Origin of the sequence: Rhodoferax sp. (assembly GCF_010365055.1) — a bacterium.
Taxonomy (GTDB): domain Bacteria; phylum Pseudomonadota; class Gammaproteobacteria; order Burkholderiales; family Burkholderiaceae_C; genus Rhodoferax.
In genome coordinates, this window is sequence record NZ_JAAFHA010000004.1 from 40,079 (window position 1) to 61,191 (window position 21,113).

The 21,113-nt window shown below is 58.5% G+C and carries 17 protein-coding genes and 1 tRNA gene; 2 read left to right on the forward strand and 16 right to left on the reverse strand.

Annotated features, from left to right (window positions below):
• Window positions 1-73: 73 nt before the first annotated feature.
• The 5 genes from GZ093_RS01835 to GZ093_RS01855 are packed head-to-tail and all read right to left on the reverse strand — an operon-like array spanning window position 74 to window position 3,918.
• Window positions 74-1,378, reverse strand: coding sequence for a dihydroorotase (locus GZ093_RS01835; protein WP_296481281.1), 1,305 nt, complete (start codon window positions 1,376-1,378; stop codon window positions 74-76).
• Window position 1,379: 1 nt separating this feature from the next.
• The gene (locus GZ093_RS01840; RefSeq protein ID WP_296481284.1) at window positions 1,380-2,342 is read right to left on the reverse strand and encodes an aspartate carbamoyltransferase catalytic subunit; all 963 of its coding nucleotides are present in this window, start codon (window positions 2,340-2,342) and stop codon (window positions 1,380-1,382) included.
• A gap of 3 nt (window positions 2,343-2,345) precedes the next feature.
• Window positions 2,346-2,843 (reverse strand): bifunctional pyr operon transcriptional regulator/uracil phosphoribosyltransferase PyrR, encoded by a 498-nt coding sequence (gene pyrR, locus GZ093_RS01845; RefSeq protein ID WP_296481287.1) that lies wholly within the window; start codon window positions 2,841-2,843, stop codon window positions 2,346-2,348.
• Complete coding sequence (gene ruvX / locus GZ093_RS01850; protein WP_296481290.1) at window positions 2,840-3,292, reverse strand: Holliday junction resolvase RuvX; 453 nt, start codon at window positions 3,290-3,292, stop codon at window positions 2,840-2,842. Before ruvX ends, pyrR begins: the two co-directional genes overlap by 4 nt.
• A 26-nt stretch (window positions 3,293-3,318) precedes the next feature.
• Window positions 3,319-3,918 (reverse strand): YqgE/AlgH family protein, encoded by a 600-nt coding sequence (locus tag GZ093_RS01855; RefSeq protein WP_296481293.1) that lies wholly within the window; start codon window positions 3,916-3,918, stop codon window positions 3,319-3,321.
• Window positions 3,919-3,939: 21 nt separating this feature from the next.
• Here GZ093_RS01855 and GZ093_RS01860 point away from each other — a divergent pair, with 21 nt between their 5' ends.
• A complete protein-coding gene (locus GZ093_RS01860; RefSeq protein ID WP_296481295.1) occupies window positions 3,940-5,418 on the forward strand; it encodes a deoxyribodipyrimidine photo-lyase in 1,479 nt (492 codons plus the stop codon).
• 55 nt (window positions 5,419-5,473) lie between these two features.
• On the opposite strand, the gene GZ093_RS01865 is transcribed toward GZ093_RS01860, so the two are convergent.
• From GZ093_RS01865 to GZ093_RS01890, 6 genes are all read right to left on the reverse strand, one after another.
• The gene (locus tag GZ093_RS01865; RefSeq protein ID WP_296481298.1) at window positions 5,474-11,257 is read right to left on the reverse strand and encodes an Hpt domain-containing protein; all 5,784 of its coding nucleotides are present in this window, start codon (window positions 11,255-11,257) and stop codon (window positions 5,474-5,476) included.
• Between the two features lie 44 nt (window positions 11,258-11,301).
• The gene (locus tag GZ093_RS01870) at window positions 11,302-13,581 is read right to left on the reverse strand and encodes a methyl-accepting chemotaxis protein (RefSeq protein WP_296481300.1); all 2,280 of its coding nucleotides are present in this window, start codon (window positions 13,579-13,581) and stop codon (window positions 11,302-11,304) included.
• 21 nt (window positions 13,582-13,602) lie between these two features.
• A complete protein-coding gene (locus tag GZ093_RS01875) occupies window positions 13,603-14,133 on the reverse strand; it encodes a chemotaxis protein CheW (RefSeq protein ID WP_296481303.1) in 531 nt (176 codons plus the stop codon).
• A 15-nt stretch (window positions 14,134-14,148) separates the two neighbouring features.
• The gene (locus GZ093_RS01880) at window positions 14,149-14,514 is read right to left on the reverse strand and encodes a response regulator (protein WP_296481305.1); all 366 of its coding nucleotides are present in this window, start codon (window positions 14,512-14,514) and stop codon (window positions 14,149-14,151) included.
• Entirely contained in the window at window positions 14,514-14,912 is a 399-nt protein-coding gene (locus GZ093_RS01885) for a response regulator (protein WP_296481573.1), read from the reverse strand. The genes GZ093_RS01880 and GZ093_RS01885 overlap by 1 nt, the downstream gene beginning before the upstream one ends.
• A gap of 61 nt (window positions 14,913-14,973) precedes the next feature.
• On the reverse strand, window positions 14,974-15,126 hold the full coding sequence (locus GZ093_RS01890; RefSeq protein ID WP_296481575.1) for a rubredoxin: 153 nt from the start codon (window positions 15,124-15,126) through the stop codon (window positions 14,974-14,976).
• A gap of 255 nt (window positions 15,127-15,381) precedes the next feature.
• Here GZ093_RS01890 and hemL point away from each other — a divergent pair, with 255 nt between their 5' ends.
• Window positions 15,382-16,692 carry a glutamate-1-semialdehyde 2,1-aminomutase gene (hemL, locus tag GZ093_RS01895; protein WP_296481307.1) on the forward strand — a complete coding sequence of 437 codons (1,311 nt, stop codon included), beginning with the start codon at window positions 15,382-15,384 and terminating at the stop codon, window positions 16,690-16,692.
• A 169-nt stretch (window positions 16,693-16,861) separates the two neighbouring features.
• Here the strand turns inward: hemL and GZ093_RS01900 are convergent.
• From GZ093_RS01900 to GZ093_RS01920, 5 genes are all read right to left on the reverse strand, one after another.
• A tRNA-Ser gene (locus GZ093_RS01900) sits at window positions 16,862-16,954 on the reverse strand.
• Window positions 16,955-16,994: 40 nt separating this feature from the next.
• On the reverse strand, window positions 16,995-18,263 hold the full coding sequence (locus GZ093_RS01905; RefSeq protein WP_296481308.1) for an aspartate kinase: 1,269 nt from the start codon (window positions 18,261-18,263) through the stop codon (window positions 16,995-16,997).
• Window positions 18,264-18,275: 12 nt separating this feature from the next.
• Window positions 18,276-19,238: a tRNA lysidine(34) synthetase TilS gene (tilS, locus tag GZ093_RS01910; protein ID WP_296481311.1), complete on the reverse strand. Its 963-nt coding sequence runs from the start codon at window positions 19,236-19,238 to the stop codon at window positions 18,276-18,278.
• 38 nt (window positions 19,239-19,276) lie between these two features.
• Window positions 19,277-20,254, reverse strand: coding sequence for an acetyl-CoA carboxylase carboxyltransferase subunit alpha (locus GZ093_RS01915; protein WP_296481313.1), 978 nt, complete (start codon window positions 20,252-20,254; stop codon window positions 19,277-19,279).
• A 198-nt stretch (window positions 20,255-20,452) separates the two neighbouring features.
• Window positions 20,453-21,103 carry a DNA-3-methyladenine glycosylase 2 family protein gene (locus tag GZ093_RS01920; RefSeq protein ID WP_296481315.1) on the reverse strand — a complete coding sequence of 217 codons (651 nt, stop codon included), beginning with the start codon at window positions 21,101-21,103 and terminating at the stop codon, window positions 20,453-20,455.
• Window positions 21,104-21,113 lie beyond the last annotated feature (10 nt).

The following is a 21,113-nucleotide window of genomic DNA, read 5'->3' on the forward strand; positions in this document are numbered from 1 at the left end:
ACCTTGTTGTTCGTCAATTGCGGCGCATTGCCGGGTGGCTTTGTTCGCTCGCTCGCCCAAGCCCTGGGCTACCTTATTTTCCGAACGCGATTCGTCCCGCCATGATCGTGCAACGCACCTTGCCCGGCAGCTCGTATCCCGAGAACGGCGTGTGCTTGCCCTGGCTGCGCAACGTATCAGGCTGCACGGTCCAGGCCGCTGCCGGGTCAAACACGCACAAGTCAGCCGCGCCACCCGCCAGCAGGCGACCGGTGCTGGCTTGCCGCTTGCCGAGCGAGGCACCCAGCACGGCAGCCGGACCCTGGGTCACCACAGCCAGGGCGCGCACCAGACTGACGCCCCTGTCCTGGCTCCATTTGACCGCCAGACTCAGCAACAACTCGACGCCGGTGGCACCGGGCTCGCTTTCGGCAAAGGGCAGCGCCTTGGCGTTCGCGTCCACCGGCGTGTGATCGGACACCAGCGCATCAATGCTGCCGTCAAGCAGACCAGCGCTCAGGGCATCGCGGTCACGTTGCTGGCGCAAGGGCGGGTTCAGGCGCGCCCGACTGTCAAAGTAGCCGATGTCGGCATCGGTCAAATGCAGCGAATTGATGCTGATGTCACAACTCACAGGCAAGCCGTCGAGTTTTGCCTGGCGCACCAGGGCCACGCCGGCGGCACTGCTGAGGCGGCACAGGTGCACGCGTGCCCCGGTGGCGCGCATCAGCTCAAAGATGGTGTGCAGCGCAATGGTTTCAGCCGCCACAGGCACCCCGCTGAGGCCCAGGCGGGTGGCCAATGGGCCACTGGCAGCCACACCCTGACCCAAAAACAAATCCTGCGGGCGCAACCAGACCGCGTAGCCGAAGGTGCTCGCGTATTGAAACGCGCGCTGCATGACTTGGGTGTTGGGCAGCGGCACTTCGCCCTGGCTGAAGGCGACACAACCGGCCTCGGTGAGTTCCTGCATCTCGGACAGGGATTCACCGGCCAGGTTGCGCGTCAGGGCGCCGAGCGGGTAGACCCGGGCCTGATTCAGCTTTTCGGCCCGAAAACGCAGCATCTCGACCAGGCCGGGCTCGTCGAGCACCGGGTCGGTGTCAGGCAGGCACACCAGGCTGGTGACGCCGCCGGCCATCGCTGCGGCCATTTCGGATTCGAGCATGCCTTCATGCTCATGACCGGGCTCGCGCAGGCGCACCGCCAAGTCCACCAAACCGGGCATCACGATGCAGCCGGTGGCATCCAGGATTTGATCGGGCTGGAAATCAGCAGCTATATTTTTGATAGCTAGAACCGTCCCATTGGCGAGGGCTACATCCACTATTTCATCAAAACCACTGGCTGGATCCATGACCCGGCCGCCTTTGATCAGAATATTTGTCAGTGTTTTCATATCAGGCCTCATTCCCTGCGACGATGCTCATCACCGCCATGCGCACGGCAATACCAAAAGTAACTTGCGGCAGGATCACACTCTGTCCGCCGTCCACCACAGCCGAGTCAATCTCGACGCCGCGGTTGATGGGCCCCGGGTGCATCACGATGGCATCGGGCTGGGCCAATCGCAGTTTTTCCGGCGTGAGTCCAAAGCTCTTGAAGAACTCCTGACTCGACGGCAAGAGCGCCCCGCTCATGCGCTCGTTTTGCAGACGCAGCATGATGATCACGTCGGCGCCTTTGATGCCTTCTTCCAGCGTGTGGCATACGCGCACGCCCATTTGCGCCATGTCGCCCGGCACGATGGTCTTGGGACCCACCACGCGCACTTCGGGGCAGCCGAGCGTGGTCAGGGCATGAATGTCGGACCGCGCCACGCGCGAGTGCAGCACGTCGCCGACGATAGCCACCGTGAGGTTGGAGAAATCCTTCTTGTAATGGCGGATGGTGTACATGTCGAGCAAGCCTTGGGTCGGGTGCGCATGGCGCCCGTCACCCGCATTGATCACATGGACGTGCGGCGCCACGTGCTGCGCGATCAGGTAGGGTGCACCCGATTCGCTGTGCCGCACCACAAACAGGTCGGCGGCCATGGCGCTCAGGTTGGCAATGGTGTCGAGCAGCGACTCGCCTTTGGCCGCCGAGGAACGCGCAATGTCGAGGTTGATGACATCGGCGCTGAGTCGCTTGGCCGCAATCTCAAAGGTGGTGCGGGTGCGTGTCGAGTTCTCGAAAAATAGGTTGAACACACTCTTGCCCCGTAAGAGCGGCACTTTTTTGACCTCGCGGTCCCCGATGCTGACGAAATTGCTGGCGGTGTCGAGCACCTGGGTCAGGATGCTCTTGGGCAGGCCCTCGGTCGAGAGCAGGTGAATGAGCTCGCCATTTTTATTGAGCTGGAGGTTGCGTTTGTAAAGCATGATCTAGCGCGCCTTCACGTTGAAACTGAACACCCCGGCGTCACTGCGCGCCAGGGCCAAGGACTGGGTTGCGGGCAACACGATGCGGGCTGCACACACGTCGGCCTGAATGGGCAGCTCACGCCCGCCGCGGTCCACCAGCACCGCCAACTTCACCATCGCCGGGCGACCGAAGTCAAACAACTCGTTGATGACCGCGCGGATGGTGCGCCCGGTGAACAGAACATCATCGAGCAGGATGATGCTGGCGTTATTGACATCGAAAGGAATCTGCGTTTGCGCCGCAGCGGTCATGCCCCGGCGGGCGTAATCATCCCGGTGCAGGGCCGATGAAATCACCCCATGGGGCTCAGACAAGTTCAGGTCGCGCTGCAAACGCTCGGCCAGCCAGGCCCCGCCTGATGTGACGCCGACCAACTGCATGCCGGGGCGAAACAGGGCGCGCACGCCCATCAACAACTCAGAATAAAGGCCTTCAGCGTCCAACGCCAATATGCTCATGGAATACTCCTTAAAAACTGTTCCAGAATGATGCAGGCAGCCATCGCATCGGCGTCGCGCGCGCCCCGCCCCAGCGCTTCGGTTGTGGTGTAGCGCTCATCGACCTCAAACACCGGCAGTCTGAAACGGCCATGCAACTGGCGCGCAAAGCGCCGCGCCCGCAAGGTGTTCTCGTGCGCGGCGCCGTCCGGGTGAAAAGGCACGCCGACCACCAGCGCGTCGGGCTGCCATTCCTTGAGCTCGCGCGCAATCTTGACAAAGCGCGCATCGCCTTCAGCGGCAATCGTGCCCTGCGGCTGCGCCGTGCGGAGCAGCCGGTTGCCGACCGCAAAGCCGGTGCGCTTGAGACCGAAGTCAAGGGCCAGAAAAGTCTGCAGGTTCGCCGGAATGTCCACTGATTTCTGCACGGGCGCCGCGTCCGCCAGCGGCTTAGCTAAGGGTTCAGGCATGGACGGTAAAGGCATGGTTCAGCGCGTCATGCATGCCCGGTGTCGGGTGACAGCATCCACAGCTCCAGACCGAGCAGCAGCAAGGCCTGGTCGTAGCGCTGGGCCACTGGTGTGTCAAAGATAACGCTGTTGCTGGCGGCCACGGTCAACCAGCTGTTGCGTGAAATTTCCGACTCCAGTTGCCCTTCACCCCAGGCAGCATAGCCCAGCGACACCAGCACTTTGCGTGGCCCGGCCCCGGTGGAAATAGCTTCCAGCACATCCTTGGACGTGGTCATCTCCAGCCCACCAGGAATGACCATGGTCGAGGCGTAAACCGACTCGGCCGGTTTGTCGGCGTCGGCAAAAGTCGCTTCATGCAGCACAAAACCGCGCTCGGTCTGCACCGGCCCACCCAAAAAAACCGGTGTGCCGAAGAGGTCGGCGCGGCACAGCGGCAATTCGACCTTTTCAAACAGGCGCTTCATGTCAATGTCACAGGGCTTGTTGATGACCAGACCGAGTGCGCCGCGCTCGCTGTGCTCGCAGACATAGACAACGCTGCGGGAGAAGATGTCGTCCTGCAGGCTGGGCATGGCGATCAAAAAATGATTCGTCAGGTTGGTCAGTGCAAAATCTGCTGGCATTTGATAATTTTAACGGTGATCATGGACAAGCAATTCAATTCGGGTTTGATGTGGTTTCGCCGTGATCTGCGGGTAACGGACAACGCCGCCCTGTGCCTGGCGCTGAGGTCCTGCCGCGGGCTCCACTGTGTTTTTGTCTTTGAACGTGACATCCTCGACAGCTTGCCACGCGCGGATCGGCGGGTCGAATTCATCCGGGAGTCGCTGTGCGAGCTGGACCTGGCCTTGCGCCAGATCAGCGGCAAGGCCGGGGTCGGCCTGATCGTGCGCCACGCGGTGGCCAGCGAGGAAATCGTGACGCTCGCCGCCGCACTGCAGGTGCAGGCAGTGTTTGCGGCCCATGACTACGAGCCCCAGGCGCTGGTGCGCGATGAGAAGGTCCGGGCTGCCCTGGCGCACGCTGGTATCGCCCTGCACACCTGCAAGGACCATGTGATTTTTGAAGGTCGCGAGCTATTGACCAAGGCCGGCACGCCCTACGGCGTGTTCACACCCTACAAGAACACCTGGCTGGCGACGGTGACGCCGCAGCATTTGCGCAGCCATGATTGCGCAACGCTTGCGCAGGCACTGACCCCCCGGCCTGAGGAGCTGCAACAAGCAGTGCCGCTTCTAGCCGCCATCGGCTTTGAAAAGACCAACCTGAGTCAACTCAAAATTCCCACGGGTGCATCGGGCGCGGCCCAACTGTTTGAAGATTTTTTTGAACGCATCGACAACTACCATGAAACACGGGACTTCCCGGCGGTCAAGGGGCCGAGCTATCTGGGTGTGCACCTGCGCTTTGGTACCGTGTCGATTCGCCAACTCGTGGCGACCGCCTGGCAGCGGCAGATTCAAGGGAGTCGGGGCGCGGCGGTCTGGCTGGGCGAGTTGATCTGGCGCGATTTCTATTTCTCGATCCTGGCGAATTTCCCGCAGGTGGCGCAGGGCGCCTTCAAAGCAGAGTACGACGCTATTTCCTGGGAGCAGGGCCCGCACGCTGATTCCTTGTTCCAGGCCTGGTGCGAGGGACGCACCGGCTATCCGCTGGTGGACGCGGCCATGGCCCAGATCAACCAGACCGGCTACATGCACAACCGCTTGCGCATGGTGGTGGGCAGCTTTTTGGTGAAAGACCTCGGCATCGACTGGCGTTGGGGCGAAAAATACTTTGCCCAGCAACTCAATGACTTTGACCTGGCGGCCAACAACGGCGGCTGGCAGTGGGTCAGCTCCAGCGGTTGCGATGCCCAGCCGTATTTCCGGATTTTCAATCCGGTAAGCCAAAGTGAGAAGTTTGATGCCGAGGGTAAATTTATCCGTCGCTACTTGCCGCAACTGGACGGGCTGTCCAACAAAGCCATCCACGCGCCCTGGAATGCCAAACCGCTTGAATTACAAATGGCTCAGGTGACCATGGGACAAAACTACCCCACGCCCATCGTGGCGCACGATGCGGCGCGCGCCCTCACATTGCAGCGCTATGCGATCGTCAAGAAAAATCCGCCAGCCAGCTGATTTGCTACATAATAAATAGCGTACTATTAAGTATCAACGCGGGCTAGAGGCTTATTTAGTTCTCAACCGTGGACAGGCAGTATTGGCGCACCAAGCCAATCAACTCATCCTCTGAATACGGTTTTCCCAAGTAATGGTCAACACCGAGTTCGCGCGCGCGTTCACGGTGCTTCTCGGCAATGCGCGAGGTAATCATGATGATGGGCAGATCGCGCAGTCTGACATCGCCGCGAATGTTGCGCACCAGGTCGAAACCATCCATGCGTGGCATTTCGATGTCAGAGAGAACCACCGCCGGTTTTTCCTCCTGCAAACGCTCCAACGCCTGCAGGCCATCGATTGCCAGGGCCACCCGGAAGCCCTCGCGCTTGAGCAGGCGCTGGGTGACACGGCGCACCGTGATCGAATCGTCAACCACCAGCACCAGGGGCATCTGGCTGACACTGGCCAAGGGGAAGTCCTGCGATGAGGTGGCTGCCTCGCCCACAGGCTGCATTGCATTGCGGCTAAGGTGGCGTGCTCGTTCGCCATAAACGGATGCCAATGCCACTGGGTTGTAGATCAAGACCACGGCACCGGAGGCCAACACCGACATGCCGGTGAGACCCGGCAAACGGGACAATTGCGGCCCAAGGTTTTTGACCACAACTTCCTGATTGCCCAGCACTTCATCGATATGCGCCGCAATTCTTTGACCGGCACTGCGGAAGATAACCACCGGCAGTGTCTTGGCGATAGCTTCGTGGCTATGCGTCGAGGCCTGCAATAGCGCACCGCCCCAGAAGAAGGGGAGCTGTTCGCCATCAAACGCAAACACCTGATCCTGATAAGCGCGCTCAAGATCAGCAGCCGGTACGCGGCGCACCATCTCAACCAGATTGGCCGACACCCCCACCACAGACTCACCGATGCGCAACATGACCACTTGTGTCACAGCGGTGGTAAGCGGCAACACCAGCTTGAACTTCGTCCCTTGTCCACGCTCGGTCGAGGTTTCAATGCGCCCACCCAAGGCGTTGACTTCAGAACGCACGATATCCATGCCAATGCCGCGACCGGCCAACTCAGTGACCTGCGCGGCGGTGGAAAAACCCGCGGAGAAGATCAAATCGACGGCCTCAGCATCGGTCAATGTGCCCCCTTCAGGCGTCAGACCATTGGCACGTGCCTTCTCCCGGACTCGATCCAGGTCCAGCCCGGCGCCATCGTCACTGAACTCCACCGTGACATCATTGCTTTGTTGCTGCAGATGGATGCCTATGCTACCGGCCGCCGGTTTTCCGGCTGCCACGCGCAGCGCCGAGTCTTCGATGCCATGCGCCACCGAATTGCGCAGCAAATGCTCAAACACGGGTGCCATGCGATCAAGCACACCACGATCCATATCCAGTGAGCCCCCTTTGATGTCGAGCTTGACCTGCTTGTTGGCCTCCTTGGCGGCTTGGCGAACAACACCGTACAAACGGTCTGAAATCCCGTCAAACTCCACCATTCGAGTGCGTAGCAGGTCGCGCTGCAACTCCCGGGCTTGGCGGCCTTGGGCGATCAGATCATCCTCACTGCCCTCCACCGCCCGCTGCAAATTGCGCTGAACCGTCGCGACGTCATGCACGGACTCGGCCATCATGCGCGTGATTTCCTGCACCCGGGTAAAGCGGTCAAACTCCAGCGGATCAAACCCTTTCGCCGTGTCCTTGGCCTGTGCCAGTCGTGACTGCATCTGCGACTCCGACTGCACCTCGATGTCGCGCAGCTGGCTTCTCAAACGATCCAAATTGCCGGTCAGTTCACCCAAGGACCCACGCAACTGACCTAAGCGAGCCTCCATCCGGGAGCGCGTGATCATGACCTCGCCCGCTTGATTGACGAGACGGTCCAGTAGCTGTGACCGCACGCGCACCGTTTGCTGCGCGCCAGGGCGCGGCGCTGCCCGGGGGATAAATGCTGATCTATCGGGTGTTGCCGCTTTTGTCGCTTCGCTACCTGCAGGCATCGTCTCGCTGAGCGCGACAGGAGCTGTTTCCTCTTGAATCGCTAAACTGAGTTCGGGCAGACTCAGGGCCTGCTCAGGCGTCGAACGCAATTGGTCAAAGTTGGCCTGTATTGCATCAAAGCGAGCCAATAACGGCTCCAGTTGCGCCGTCGACAAGGATTCGGTGCCCATCTGCTCAATCGCGCTCTCCATGCGGTGGGTCATCTCACCCAATTGCATGGCGCCGGCCAAACGCCCGCTGCCTTTGACCGTATGCAAAACCCGCAACACTTCATTGCGAGCGCCCAGGTTGTCGGGGCGCGCCATCCATTGTCTCAACGCGCCGCCGAGTTGCGGCAGCAACTCAAGCGCCTCCTCCTCAAAAATAGGAAAGAGGTCAACGTCCAGCGCATCAAGTGCGTCAATATGCTCAACTTCGGCACCAGCAACGGCGGGGATGACCAGGGCAGCGACGTCAGGCGGCGGTTCGAGCGGCTCTGCCAAGTTCTGATCGGACAACACGGCATCGGCCAGAACATCTGGACCTGCAGGCACCGGTGTCAAACCAGCATCAGACAGATCAGTCTCGGCCACTACAAGGGGAACTGCTTCTGCTTCTGCTTCTGCTTCTGCTTCTCCGTCTGGCATAACATCGTCCGCGCTCTGATCAACGTCGAACGGCTCCAGAATCTGCGACTCATCCAGCATTTCATAGTAAAAGCTGTCAACAACACCCGCAGAAACGCCTGGGAACTCGATGTCCAGAATAGCCTTGAGTGCGTCGAGCAGGGCTTGGTCGGGCTCCTTGAGGAACCCGGCGGCAAATTGATGCAACAGGCGACGCATGTCTTCTGCCGCCGCAATAAATGCCTGGGCGTGCTCTGGAATGCCCTGAACATGAAGGCGCACATGCTGCAAGGCGTGTTCCAATGCCCGCGCCATCTCGGACAGGGCAAAAAAACCAACAGTTGCCGAACTGCCAGCCAACGAATGCGCCAGTGCCACCGTTGTCTCTGCCACCGGTCGATGCAACTCCAAAGCCCATTCGCTCAATTCCGTCAGCAAGCGGCGCGACAACTCGTCCGCCTCATTCAGATAGACGTTGTAAAGCGGGATACCAATGCGCAGCGACCCGATAACCTTGACCTGTTCTTCCAGATCCATATCCAAAAGACTGGCCTGATGCGGCTCTGGCTCAAAGTCGTCGACTTCACTCGCAAGCTCAGCAAGCTCGCCCGAGAACGTCTCCACCTGGTCCTGAGCGTTCAATCCAGCGTCGGCCTCGTCAGGTGATGGCGTCACATCAACGTCAACGCCAAAATCGAAGTCATCAAGCGCAAGCGGCTCGTCCGCGGCCCAGACAGCCTGCGATGGTCCCCCGGCGCCATCGACAGCCAGAGCGCGACTGACATCAAGAGACTGTGTCACGTCCAGGTCAATAATTTGTGTCGAGACAAAATCGACGTGTGGGGTCTCATCCGGCAATGCGCCCTGAACCTCTTCGCCCGGAAACACAAGTGCGACTTCAGTATTATCGAGGCGCAAACCATCGGCAGCCCTGCGAAACGCCTGCGCATTCCACTGGGCGTCTTCTCCTGCCGCAATGTCCTCAACCCATCGGTCGAAGCCATGCATGGCCCGGTTTGCCAGACTGACCAACTCAGGGCTGGCAGGCTTTTGCTCAGCCAGCCAGGTATTGAGCAACTGCTCCAAGGACCAGGCGGCTTCACCGAACTCATTGAAGCCCACCATGCGAGAACTGCCCTTGAGCGTATGAAAGGCGCGCCTCAATGTCGTCTGTTGTCCCATATCTGAGGGGTCGTCTGCCAACGCACGGATCGCCTCAAGCCCGGCCTGAACCACTTCACGCGCTTCTTCCAGGAAAATATCCTTCAATTCGGTTTCATCGTCGTCCTCTGGCGCTGCCACCACCGGACTGACCAGTTCTGGGGCCAAAACCACAACCGGCGCTGGTGCTTCGGCAAAAACCGCTGTCGGCTGGCCTGCAAAGGGAATCTCAACGACAGCCGGCACATCGTCGGCAACGTCATCAACGTCATCAACGTTCGGCACCGGCATGATCTCTGCGGTCCGGTCGGTCGTCTTTTCACGCCCCATGAGAGGCTTGAATTCACCCAACTCCTCGTCGTACACAAAAAGCTTCTTGGCCAGCGTGCGCTGGTAACTCAGCATGTCAATCAGAAACCCAAGTGCCCCCAGGCTGTTACCCAACTTCTCAAAAATGCCCGCTCGCGCGGCATCAGCGTCAACGTCGTCAACGAGAAATTTCTCGACGCTGTCGCGCATGCGCAGCGCGGCCAGCGCGGCCTGGTCAAGGCCCAACACCGAGAACACACCTCGCATTTGGGCCAACTGGCTGGGAACCTCATGCAATGGAACCTTGTCAAGGGGATTTCGAAAGAATGAATCCAGAGATTTCTCAACCCCCCCAAGCGTCGTTCGCAACTCGTCAACAACGCTACCCATGATCTGGCGATCGCTCACCCTGCGGTACAACTCCTCCATCCAGGCTTCAAGCGGCTCCGGTTGCCCGCCCGCGTTGACATGCTCCATCCGTGCCGCGAGACTGCTACTGCGTTCCCTCATCTGCGAGTCGGTCGGATCCAGGTCGTCATAGGCAGCTTCCAGGTATAAAACCACGGTAGCCACTTCCATGGCCAGCGCGGGCGCAGGCGCCTCACCTGATAGCGCCGTTTTCTCAATCGCCTGCATCAAGGCCCGCACCAGGTCGCCACTCTCGGGGTGCATTTTCAATACTGAATCGGTGACCAGACTGAATTGGTCAAGCGCCACCTTCAAGCGGTTGGTATCACCTCCGGCAAGCGCAGACCAGGTTTCAGTGACAGCCGCAATACGCTTGCGGGCCTGAACCAGTAGCGCCGGATCAAAACGCCCAAATTGGGGCCGTTCGTAATCGAATGATTTCGTCTGGGTCAGCCCATAGGCAGCGCGAACAGCGGCCAATACTGGCGCATCGGCCGCCCCCATCGGCACAGCTTGCGCACAAAAGAACAGCAAGTCCTGCACCAACCGCTCGGAGATGCCCGGCTCACCCCGGGCCAGGGTTCTGAACTGAAGGAGAATTCGCGAAGCGGCCAGTTTGCCGTAGACGTCAGCGGGACACAGGCCCAAAGAAACGGCTTCAAAATAAGCGGCAGAAATCTTCCAGAAGACTCGCGCTTCCAATTCAGTTTGAGCCGCAGCAAACCCCAGACTGATCCCGCACATGGATTGTGCCGCAGCAACATCGCCCGACTTGACGATTTCCAAAACCGCCCGATCGAGGCGAGGCCGAACCGATGAGTCGTAAGCCAGCGCTTGCGCGGCTTGCGGCAAGACCACATCAATCCAGCGCAACTCGAGTGGCCACAAATCCGCAGGATGAACGCGATCATTGCCCACCAATTCCAGAACATCGCGGTATTGCGGAAACAAGGCCACTGATGAAGCGCTTTTCCCCTTGAGTACACCTTCCAGATATTCGGTCAGCGCAAAACTGGCACGCTCCACCTTGTTGGCCGCCTCGTCACTGCAGAGCTCGGGGCGTTGCACGAACCGCTGCGCCAGCGCCTCCATGGATCGCAATATCTTGGCCGGTGCGGCCATGCCGACCATCTCCAGGGCACCAACTGCCTGATGCAGTTGCTGGCGGGCGATACGCAACTGACTTGCGTCCAGCGCAGCCAGATCAGAACCACGCGCCAGTTCGGCATCACGAACGAAACGACGGAGGGCTTTGGTCGCACCCGTCAATGATTTGCGCAGCTCGTCGAGCACCCAAGCCAAAGGCCCAAGGTCGTGGGTCGCCGGCTCATTGGCGCCAGTCGGGGCAGCGTTTACTTGCATGGGATCGTGTTCTCGTGGGGACAACAAGTTCAGATTGATGAGGGTCAGGCAATCTTGAACCGAGACACTGACTGGCGCAACTCCTCAGCCATTTTCGAGAGCTCCCGGACTTGAGTAGCCGTAGACCGCGTCCCCTCCCCCGTCTGTTCGGTAACCGCAAAAATATGCTGAATGTTGTCGGCCACCACGTTCGCCAGGTTTGCCTCGCGTGAGGTCGAATTGGAAATCTGTTCGATCAGATCGGCCAGACGCCTGGACACCTGGTCGATCTCAGTCAACGCCGTACCCGCGTTGTCCGAGAGCTTGGCGCCCTCCACCACCCCTTGCGTTGACCGCTCCATGGCACCCACCGCATCCTGGGTATCGGTCTGAATCGCCTTGACCAGTGCCGAAATCTGACGGGTTGCATCGGCCGACCGTTCGGCAAGTCGCTGCACTTCCTCGGCCACGACCGAGAAGCCTCGACCAGCTTCGCCAGCCGACGCCGCTTGAATGGCGGCGTTGAGCGCCAACACGTTGGTCTGTTCGGTAATGTCGGAGATCAGCTCTGTGATTTCACCAATTTCCTGGGACGATTCACCCAGCCGCTTGATACGTTTAGAGGTCTCCTGAATCTGGTCCCGAATCGAGTTCATACCACCAATGGTGTTCTGCACAGCCTTCAAACCCACTTCCGCGGCCAGCAGCGACTGTCTGGCCACCGAGGCAGACTCCTGCGCCTGCACAGACACATCATTGATCCGTGAAGCCATATCGACGACTGATCGACCCGTTTCCCGAATTTCATGCAATTGTTCATTTGAGGCTGCCAACAACTCCGTTGAAGTGGTGTCCACTTCAGCCGTGGTCTGCGCCACACGGGTCACTGTGCTTTGCACGTTACCCACCAAAGATCGCAATTCTTCCACCGTGTAATTCACCGAATCGGCAATGGCGCCCGTGATGTCCTCGGTCACAGTCGCTTCTTGGGTCAAATCGCCTTCGGCAACAGTCTGCAACTCGTTCATCAAACGCAAAATGGCCGCCTGGTTCGCATCGTTCACCCGCTTCGCCTCTTTCTCCTGCCGCTCGGCTTCCAGGCGCTGAGTTTCTGCCGCGACCTGGCGCGTGCGGCTGTCAAGCAACTGGACATAGGACAAGCCACCGGCGCAAAGCAGTGCCAACAAGACAGAACCCACGAGCAGCGACAAGGCACCAGCGCCAAGACCGGCGTGTGATGACAGTTTGCCCTGCAACTCTTCAAGACTTCGGCGCAGGGGCTCACTGTCCGAAATAATGGAGACCTGCGCTTCGCGAGCCGAAACAAGCCCCTGCAAATTACCCAGAATGGCGCCCGCCTGCACGCGAGTCTCCTCAAAAAGATCAATCAAGGCAACCAGCTGCTCACGTGTTTGTGGATCCTTCGTAGCGACCAAACGCAACTCTGGACTGCCGTCAAGCATGCCCTGGGCAATTTCCTTGAACGAGTTCAAGTCCTTGCCCAGCAGGAAAACCGCCTCTGGACTCACCCCTTCAGCCGTCAGGAACTCGTTTGAAGACTTGCCAATACGCTGCGTCAGCATCACCAACTGACCAGCCGCGGAAATCTCGGTCACGGCGGCGTTTTGTTGCAATTTGAGAGACGACACCGTCTCCGCAATTTCCAGCAAATCTGAAGATTGCCGATTAATCAGACGAAGCGCAGTACCGACCTGTGTCAAGATTTTTTGCTGCCCCAGCACGGTCGCCGCATTCTTTTCTGCCCGTTCCATCAGGGGCGTGATCTTTTCAAGCTCCGGCAAGTAATCTGCACTCAATGCGCTCAGGCCCAATTGCTCATCACCGGCCTTCAGGCCGCGCACGGATTTAGCCAAGACGCCCGAACTTTCCACCACGTCCGGGAATGCCTCGGCCACGCCCACCAGCGCCTGGGAAACCGACTTCGCCAGACGTTGTGACTGCATTAGCGACTGTCCCGTGGCCCCCAATTGCTGTGCCACCTTGTCCGCTTGGTTTAACGCAAACAAGGTCACAACAGCGAGCAAGACCAGCGCCAGGCCCAACAGGGTCGACAGGATGCGCTGATGCTGGAGGACCGTTTTTCGTCCTAGAACCGGAAGGGCTATCAGGCTGGCCGATTCTTCATCAGTCCGCTCGCCCGCATCGCCGGTGGACTGGCTTGGCGCAACCGGACTTCGCTGTCCGCTCTCTGCAGTCCGCGGCATTTGGTCCAAGTCTGTCGGATAGACAGTGGCGCCCGGCACGTCAATGCTCAAGCGGGAATCTTGCTCAGACTCGGGGTTCTTTTTGATAAACAGATTTTTCAGTTGATCAACGACGGACATAATGAAACCCTAGGTAAAGACTTAAGCGCTAATGCTGAGAAATTCGGGAAGTTGAGACAAAGCCTGCAGGTTGATCTCCTGCCAGTGCGCGCCATTGCGATCAGTAAACCGCGTGCCAAAAAAAACTGGAGACCCCTCGGGTGGCAACTCGGCCTCGGCAAACGCGTCACGCTTGCGAAGGCCGGCAAGGCCATCCACCACCAAGGCACAATTGAGTTCCAACGTGGCATTGACAGTGATAACACTGGACTCGGCGAGCGACTGTTCGGTTCTGACCCGAGTCGAACCATCGCTGATAAAGCTTGCCAAGTCCACAACGCCATAAAGACCACCGCGAAGATTGACAACACCCATGAACCATTGGCGGCAATAGGGAACAACCTGAACGTTGATCAGTGGAAATATCTCGCCGGATTGCGCCAGTGGAAAGAGGTAGTTGGACTCGCCCGCCTTGACTGCCAGCCACGCAACGGCTATGCCGCCTGAGCGAGCCGCCTGCAATCGACTGGCGAGGCGGGTCTGGAGTTCTCGAAGTGCTTCGCGATTAGCCATGCGATCCTGAGAATTTCAGCCCAATGCCTTGATTTTGGCCAACAACTCGGCTGCATCAACCGGTTTGGTGATGTAGTCACGCGCGCCTTGGCGCATGCCCCACACCCGATCCGTCTCCAGACTCTTACTGGTGCAAATGATGATCGGAATATCAGAATACTCAGGCGTACGGTTGATGGACCGTGTCAGCTGAAAGCCGTTTTGGCCCGGCATCACCACGTCCATCAGGATCAGATCGGGCTTGTCCTCCGCAAGGCGGCGCAACGCTTCATCAGCGCCCTCTGCCGTGCGCACCGACATACCGTTTTTCTGCAACAAATTGGTCATGAACATCAACTCAGTTTTTGAGTCGTCCACGATCAGCACTTTATGGATAGCCATTAATTCACTCCTTGCGTCTGTTTGCCAAACTGCTGCACAGCCTGCAACAATTGGTCTTTGGTAAAGGGTTTTGTTAAATAATCCTGCGCCCCGACCATGCGTCCGCGCGCTTTGTCAAAAACTCCGTCCTTGGACGACAGCATGACAATGGGCACCTCTGAGTACCTGGCGTTTCGCTTGATGATCGCACAGGTCTGGTAACCATCCAGCCTGGGCATCAGGATGTCGCAAAAAATAAGATGGGGCTGGTAATCATTGACTTTTGCCAGGGCATCAAAGCCATCCTCGGCAAGCATGACTTCATGCCCGCCCTGCTTCAAAAAAATCTCGGCACTGCGTCGAATGGTGTTGCTATCGTCAATCACCAAAACTTTGAAAGTCGATCCAGTCGTATTCACAAAACAATGCTCCTGAATTGGTGATAAATCATAGCGATGGTACACACTTCAATAACGGCGCCTAGATTTGCACCATTTCGAAATCTTCCTTGCGGGCACCACACTCAGGGCACGTCCAGTTGACGGGCACTGCACTCCATACTGTGCCGGGGGCAACGCCGTGGTCGGGATCCCCCACCTCTTCGTCATAGATCCATCCACAAATCAGACACATCCATGTTTTGGTCGATTTCACAGGTCAAAAAGCCTTCGAATAGAATGCAAGCATCGAAAAAAAGCGGCATCTGCAAACTTTTCGCCGCACGCCACGCTATGCGATATTTTGCCTGAAGAAACACACTGGCCCGCTCACACCAACCCCATGATTTCCCTAGTAGCCAAATGCTTGAATGAGTCATTTGCGAAGCTCCGCCTTACCGGTGCGTTGTCTTCAACTGCTTTTCTATACCCACTCTGAAACTCCTTCCCCATGACACTTAACACTGATAACAACCAAATTTTGTTCGAACGTGCCAAATGCGTGATACCTGGCGGCGTCAACTCACCGGTCAGGGCGTTCAAGGCAGTTGGCGGCACGCCACGCTTTGTCAAACGCGCTCATGGCTCCTATTTCTGGGATGCCAATGACCGACGCTACACCGATTTCATTGGCTCTTGGGGCCCCATGATTCTGGGACACGGGCACCCGGCGGTCGTAGAAGCGGTGCAGGCCGCTGTACTTGAAGGCTTTTCGTACGGCGCGCCAACTGAACGCGAAGTTGAGCTGGCCGAAGAAATTTTGCGCCTGGTTCCGTCCATGGACATGGTGCGCCTGGTGAGTTCCGGCACCGAGGCGGCCATGAGCACGATTCGACTGGCGCGCGGCGCCACCGGTCGCAGCAAGCTCATCAAGTTTGAAGGCTGCTACCACGGTCATGCTGATGCACTCTTGGTGAAGGCCGGCTCCGGTCTGGCCACTTTTGGCAACCCGACCAGCGCCGGCGTGCCACCTGAAGTGGTGCAACACACAGTGGTGCTGGAATACAACAACCTAGAGCAGCTGGAAGAAGCCTTTGCCCTCCAGGGCCGCGAAATTGCCTGCCTGATGATGGAGCCAATCTGCGGCAACATGAACTTTGTGCGCGCTAGCGTGCCGTTCGTGAAACGTTGCCGCGAGCTCTGCACCCAGTACGGCGCGCTGCTCGTTTTTGACGAGGTGATGACTGGATTTCGCGTCGCGCTGGGCGGCGCACAAAGCGTTTATGCCAAAGAAATCCCCGGCTTTGAACCCGACATGACGGTGATGGGCAAGGTGATTGGCGGTGGCATGCCGCTGGCCGCCTTTGGCGCAAAACGCGCTGTCATGGAACATTTGGCGCCCTTGGGCACGGTCTACCAGGCCGGCACACTGTCGGGCAACCCAGTGGCGACTGCGTGCGGCCTGGCCACCCTGCGCGAAATCAGCAAACCCGGGTTTTATGAAGAACTTGCGCGCACAACGCGTTCACTGACGGACGGCTTGAAAGCTGCAGCGTTCGCCGAAGGCGTGGCTTTTAGCGCCGACAGCGAAGGCGGCATGTTTGGTTTCTTTCTGCTGGATGCCTTGCCGCAAAATTATGTCCAAGTGATGAAATCCGACAGCGCTCGCTTCAATCAGCTGTTTCACGGACTATTGGATCGCGGTGTCTACATCGCACCGGCTTTGTATGAGGCCGGCTTCGTGAGTGCCGCGCACACCGACGAAGACATTGCTAGCACGGTGGCAGCAGCGCGCGACGTGTTCAAGTTGCTTGCAAAATAACGGGGTGAGAGTTTTGCGCAACAGGGCTCAACACCCAGACTGGAAGCCAACCGTCGGCTAGCCTGTCCTGGCCAAGACCCAAAAAAATAGCCCTGGCTCCAATGAGGAACCAGGGCATTTTTTCGCCTAATTTCTTCAAGTCACAAAAGACTGTCAAAAATATTAAATTTGGCGGAAACGGAGAGATTCGAACTCTCGAGGAGGCTCTACACCCCCTACTCCCTTAGCAGGGGAGCACCTTCGGCCACTCGGTCACGTTTCCTTGAAACAGGCGAGATTATCTCATGACTTGAAAGACTTTTTTAAGCAGGCGCCTGTTCCAGCTCAAATGCCTTGTGTAAGGCACGCACGGCCAGCTCCATGTACTTCTCGTCAATCACCACCGAGGTCTTGATCTCGGACGTGGAAATCATCTGAATGTTGATGCCTTCCTCACTCAGGACGCGAAACATCTTGCTGGCCACGCCGACGTGACTACGCATGCCAATGCCGACGATCGACACTTTGCAGATTTTGGTGTCGCCGACCACCTCTTGGGCCCCCAACTTCGGCAGCACTTCTTCTTTCAGCAAATCCACCGTCTTGGCATAGTCGCCCCGGTTGACGGTGAAGCTGAAGTCGGTCTTGCCATCTTTGCTGATGTTCTGAATGATCACATCGACTTCAATATTGGCATCGGCCACGGCGCCCAGAATCTGGTAGGCAATACCAGGCTTGTCAGGCACGCCCAGCACGGAAATCTTGGCCTCATCGCGGCTGAATGCGATGCCAGAGACAATAGCTTGTTCCATGTGTTCGTCTTCCTCAAAAGTGATCAAGGTGCCGGAGGCGGCTTCCTCATTGATGTCAATATCCCACGGCGTAAAGCTGCTCAACACACGCAGCTTCACTCTGTATTTACCGGCAAATTCGACCGACCGAATCTGCAGCACTTTGGAACCCATGGAGGCCATCTCCAGCATCTCCTCAAAGCTCACAGTCTTCAGGCGGCGCGCTTCAGGCACGACACGCGGGTCGGTGGTGTAGACACCGTCCACGTCGGTGTAGATCAGGCATTCATCGGCCTTCATGGCTGCAGCCACGGCCACGGCCGACGTGTCTGAGCCACCGCGCCCCAGCGTCGTGATGTTGCCCAGTTCATCCAGCCCTTGAAAGCCGGTGACGATGACCACCCGACCGGCTTCGAGATCAGCGCGCACCTTGGTGTCCTCAATCGACTCGATGCGGGCTTTGGTGTAAGCGCTGTTGGTGCGAATGGGCACTTGCCAGCCGGCATAGCTGACCGACTCCAGGCCTTCAGCTTGCAGCGCAATCGCCAGCAAGGCGCTGGAGGCCTGCTCGCCGGTCGCGGCCAGCATGTCAAGCTCGCGGCTGTAGGACTCGGTTTCTTTCGCCGGCGCCAGTTCTTTCGCCAGCGCCAGCAAACGATTGGTTTCACCGCTCATGGCGCTTGGTACGACGACCATCTGGTGGCCAGCGCGCGCCCATTTAGCGACGCGTTTGGCAACGTTGCGGATGCGATCAGTGGAGCCCATCGACGTGCCGCCGTATTTGTGAACGATTAATGCCATTGGTAATATTTATTAGAGCAAAACCGTGCGATTGTACCAATGCAGTACCGCACCGCTGCGCGCGCAGAAGCCGGTGCCAACCTTGATGTTGATCTGGTGCCCACGCGTGCGGCAGACCTCGATCTGGTCAAGCAATTGGGCCAACTGCGCCGTGCTGGGCACGGTGTGAAAAACGGTGTTGAGCCAATGGCGCAGCACATTGGCCTGGCGCGGGCGACTCAAGCCCTGCAGTTGCGCAATCGCTGGCGGGTTGCCGATTTTCACCAGGTCCTGCGCCGCCACATCAAGCAGCACCGCTTGCGCCTGCGCGGCATGGGCAGCGCTGCGGGCAAAGGTATCGCGAAATTGCGGAAAGGTGGCCTCCAACGCGGGCAGCAGTCGCGCACGGATGCGGTTGCGGGTGAACTGTTCATCGACATTGGTCGGGTCCTCAATCCAGGCCACACCACGAGCGACCAACCAGGGCCGGATTTCTGACGCCGCCACTCGCAGCAGCGGACGATGGTAGGTGAGTCCCGAGCGTTGCCAGCTCGCAGACATGGCACTTAAGCCGGGCAAGCCAGCACCCCGACTCAGGGCCAGCAGCAGCGTCTCAACCTGATCGTCCGCATGTTGCGCAATTGCTATATTTTTAATAGCTTCTTGCGCATATTCCACGAGGGCTAGAGCCTCAAATGCTTTATATCTTGCACGGCGGGCGGCGTCTTCCGGACTCTGCCCTGAGGCATGACGCGCGTCCACGCGTTTGACCACAAGCGGCAAGCCCAGCCGCGCGCAAACCGTCTGGCAATGCTGTTCGAAGTCATCGCCCGCCGCCTGTACGCCGTGGTGAATGTGGATAGCGTGCACCTGCCCCGGCCATTTTTCAGCGCAGGCCAGCAACAACGCACTCGAGTCGGCCCCGCCACTGAAGCCCACGGCCAGCGGCAACGCCGGCGCGAAAGCCGCCATGGCGTCAGCCAGGCTGACGGTCACACGGTCACCGCACTAAAGACACTGCAAACCCGCCCACGCTACTTGGCCGCCGCCTTGGTATCAATGAACCGGCCATAGCTTTGCAGGCGCTCGTAGCGCCGCTCCAACAATTCCTTGACCTTGAGGTCACTGACCTGGCGGAAGGCGTCATTCAAGGCGCGCTTGAGAAAAGCAGCCATCTGCTTGTAATCGCGGTGCGCGCCACCGACGGGCTCATTGACGATCTTGTCAATCACGCCCAGCGCCTTGAGCCGGTGCGCGGTAATGCCCAGCGCGTCGGCCGCCTCTTGGGCCTTGTCGGACGTTTTCCAAAGAATGGAGGCACAGCCTTCGGGGCTGATAACCGAATAAATCGAGTACTGCAGCATCAGCACCTGGTCGCCAATCGAAATCGCCAGGGCACCGCCCGAGCCCCCTTCGCCAATAATGGTCGTGATGATCGGCACTTCGAGCTGCGCCATCTCGAAGATGTTGCGGCCAATGGCCTCGGATTGACCCCGTTCTTCGGCATCAATGCCCGGGTAGGCACCGGGCGTGTCGACAAAGGTGAATACCGGCAAGTTGAATTTTTCTGCCGTCTTCATCAGGCGCAGCGCCTTGCGATAACCCTCCGGCTTGGTCATGCCAAAGTTGCGCAGACCGCGCTCTTTGGTGTCACGCCCTTTTTGTTGCCCCAGGACCATGCAGGGTGTGCCATTGAAACGCGCCAGGCCGCCGACAATGCTCTGGTCATCGGCAAAATGGCGGTCGCCGTGCAGCTCGACAAAATGGGTGAAGATGTCGTTGATGTAATCCAGCGTGTAGGGTCGCTCGGGGTGGCGGGCAATCTTGGTGATCTGCCACGGGGTCAAGTCACTGTAGATGTCCTTGGTGAGCTGCTGACTTTTCTTGGCGAGTTGACCAATTTCAGTCGAAATATCCACCGCCGACTCGGTCTGCACATAGCGCAGTTCTTCAATCTTGTTCTCGAGATCGGCAATCGGTTGCTCAAAATCGAGGAATGTTTTCTTGGCCACAAACTTTTCCTTTAAATAGTTGGGGACAGCGCTTGCTCGCTTGACGTAACGGTGGTCTGTCCCGCAAATTTCTTCATTTGTTGAGGACAGAGCAAGCTCACTGCGTGTAGCCCTGGTCTGTCCCGCATTTTTAATCAGTTGGGGACAGAGCTTGTTCGCTTCGCGTAACGGCGGTCTGTCCCGCAAATTCTCAGGTTTTCAATATTCCACCGGCAACGGATCCAGCGAGCGCCAAATATACCAAGTTGCCACGCTGCAATAAGGTGCCCAGGCGGCGGCTACTTCGCGGGCGTCACTGCGGCTGACCGTGTCACCAGAGAAATAGTTCTTGCTGATGCCATTGAGCAGCCCCACGTCGTCCAGCGGCAGCACATTGGGGCGCATCAGGTGGAAGATCAAGAACATCTCCGCCGTCCAGCGACCAATGCCACGGATGGCGATCAACTCGGCGATGATCGCCTCATCGTCCATGGTTTCCCAGGTCTCGACGTGCACCGCGCCACTGTCAAAATGCAGCGCCAGGTCCACCAGGTATTCCACCTTGCGCACACTCAAGCCCGCCGCGCGCATGTCATCGACCTTGAGCTTGAGCACGTTGGCCGCCGTGATCTGCTTGGGCAGCAGCGCAAAGCGATTCCAAACCGTCTGAGCCGCCTTGACCGAAATCTGTTGACCCACCACACTGCGCGCCAGCGTCACAAAAGCATCGCCCCGGCTTTGCAGACAAGCGTCGCCAAACAGCGGGATGAGTCGCTTCATCACCCGGTCTTTCTTCATCAGGTGCTTGCACGCGTCGCTCCAGTAAGCGGGAGACGCCCCCACTGACGCTACTTTATCAGGAGCTAACATCGCACTATCC

Coding starts and splice junctions, on each gene's coding strand:
- GZ093_RS01835 (WP_296481281.1), bottom strand. CDS start 1,378: ATGAAAACACTGACAAATATTCTGATCAAAGGCGGCCGGGTCATGGAT.
- GZ093_RS01840 (WP_296481284.1), bottom strand. CDS start 2,342: ATGCTTTACAAACGCAACCTCCAGCTCAATAAAAATGGCGAGCTCATT.
- pyrR (WP_296481287.1), bottom strand. CDS start 2,843: ATGAGCATATTGGCGTTGGACGCTGAAGGCCTTTATTCTGAGTTGTTG.
- ruvX (WP_296481290.1), bottom strand. CDS start 3,292: ATGCCTGAACCCTTAGCTAAGCCGCTGGCGGACGCGGCGCCCGTGCAG.
- GZ093_RS01855 (WP_296481293.1), bottom strand. CDS start 3,918: ATGCCAGCAGATTTTGCACTGACCAACCTGACGAATCATTTTTTGATC.
- GZ093_RS01860 (WP_296481295.1), top strand. CDS start 3,940: ATGGACAAGCAATTCAATTCGGGTTTGATGTGGTTTCGCCGTGATCTG.
- GZ093_RS01865 (WP_296481298.1), bottom strand. CDS start 11,257: ATGCAAGTAAACGCTGCCCCGACTGGCGCCAATGAGCCGGCGACCCAC.
- GZ093_RS01870 (WP_296481300.1), bottom strand. CDS start 13,581: ATGTCCGTCGTTGATCAACTGAAAAATCTGTTTATCAAAAAGAACCCC.
- GZ093_RS01875 (WP_296481303.1), bottom strand. CDS start 14,133: ATGGCTAATCGCGAAGCACTTCGAGAACTCCAGACCCGCCTCGCCAGT.
- GZ093_RS01880 (WP_296481305.1), bottom strand. CDS start 14,514: ATGGCTATCCATAAAGTGCTGATCGTGGACGACTCAAAAACTGAGTTG.
- GZ093_RS01890 (WP_296481575.1), bottom strand. CDS start 15,126: ATGTGTCTGATTTGTGGATGGATCTATGACGAAGAGGTGGGGGATCCC.
- hemL (WP_296481307.1), top strand. CDS start 15,382: ATGACACTTAACACTGATAACAACCAAATTTTGTTCGAACGTGCCAAA.
- GZ093_RS01905 (WP_296481308.1), bottom strand. CDS start 18,263: ATGGCATTAATCGTTCACAAATACGGCGGCACGTCGATGGGCTCCACT.
- GZ093_RS01920 (WP_296481315.1), bottom strand. CDS start 21,103: ATGTTAGCTCCTGATAAAGTAGCGTCAGTGGGGGCGTCTCCCGCTTAC.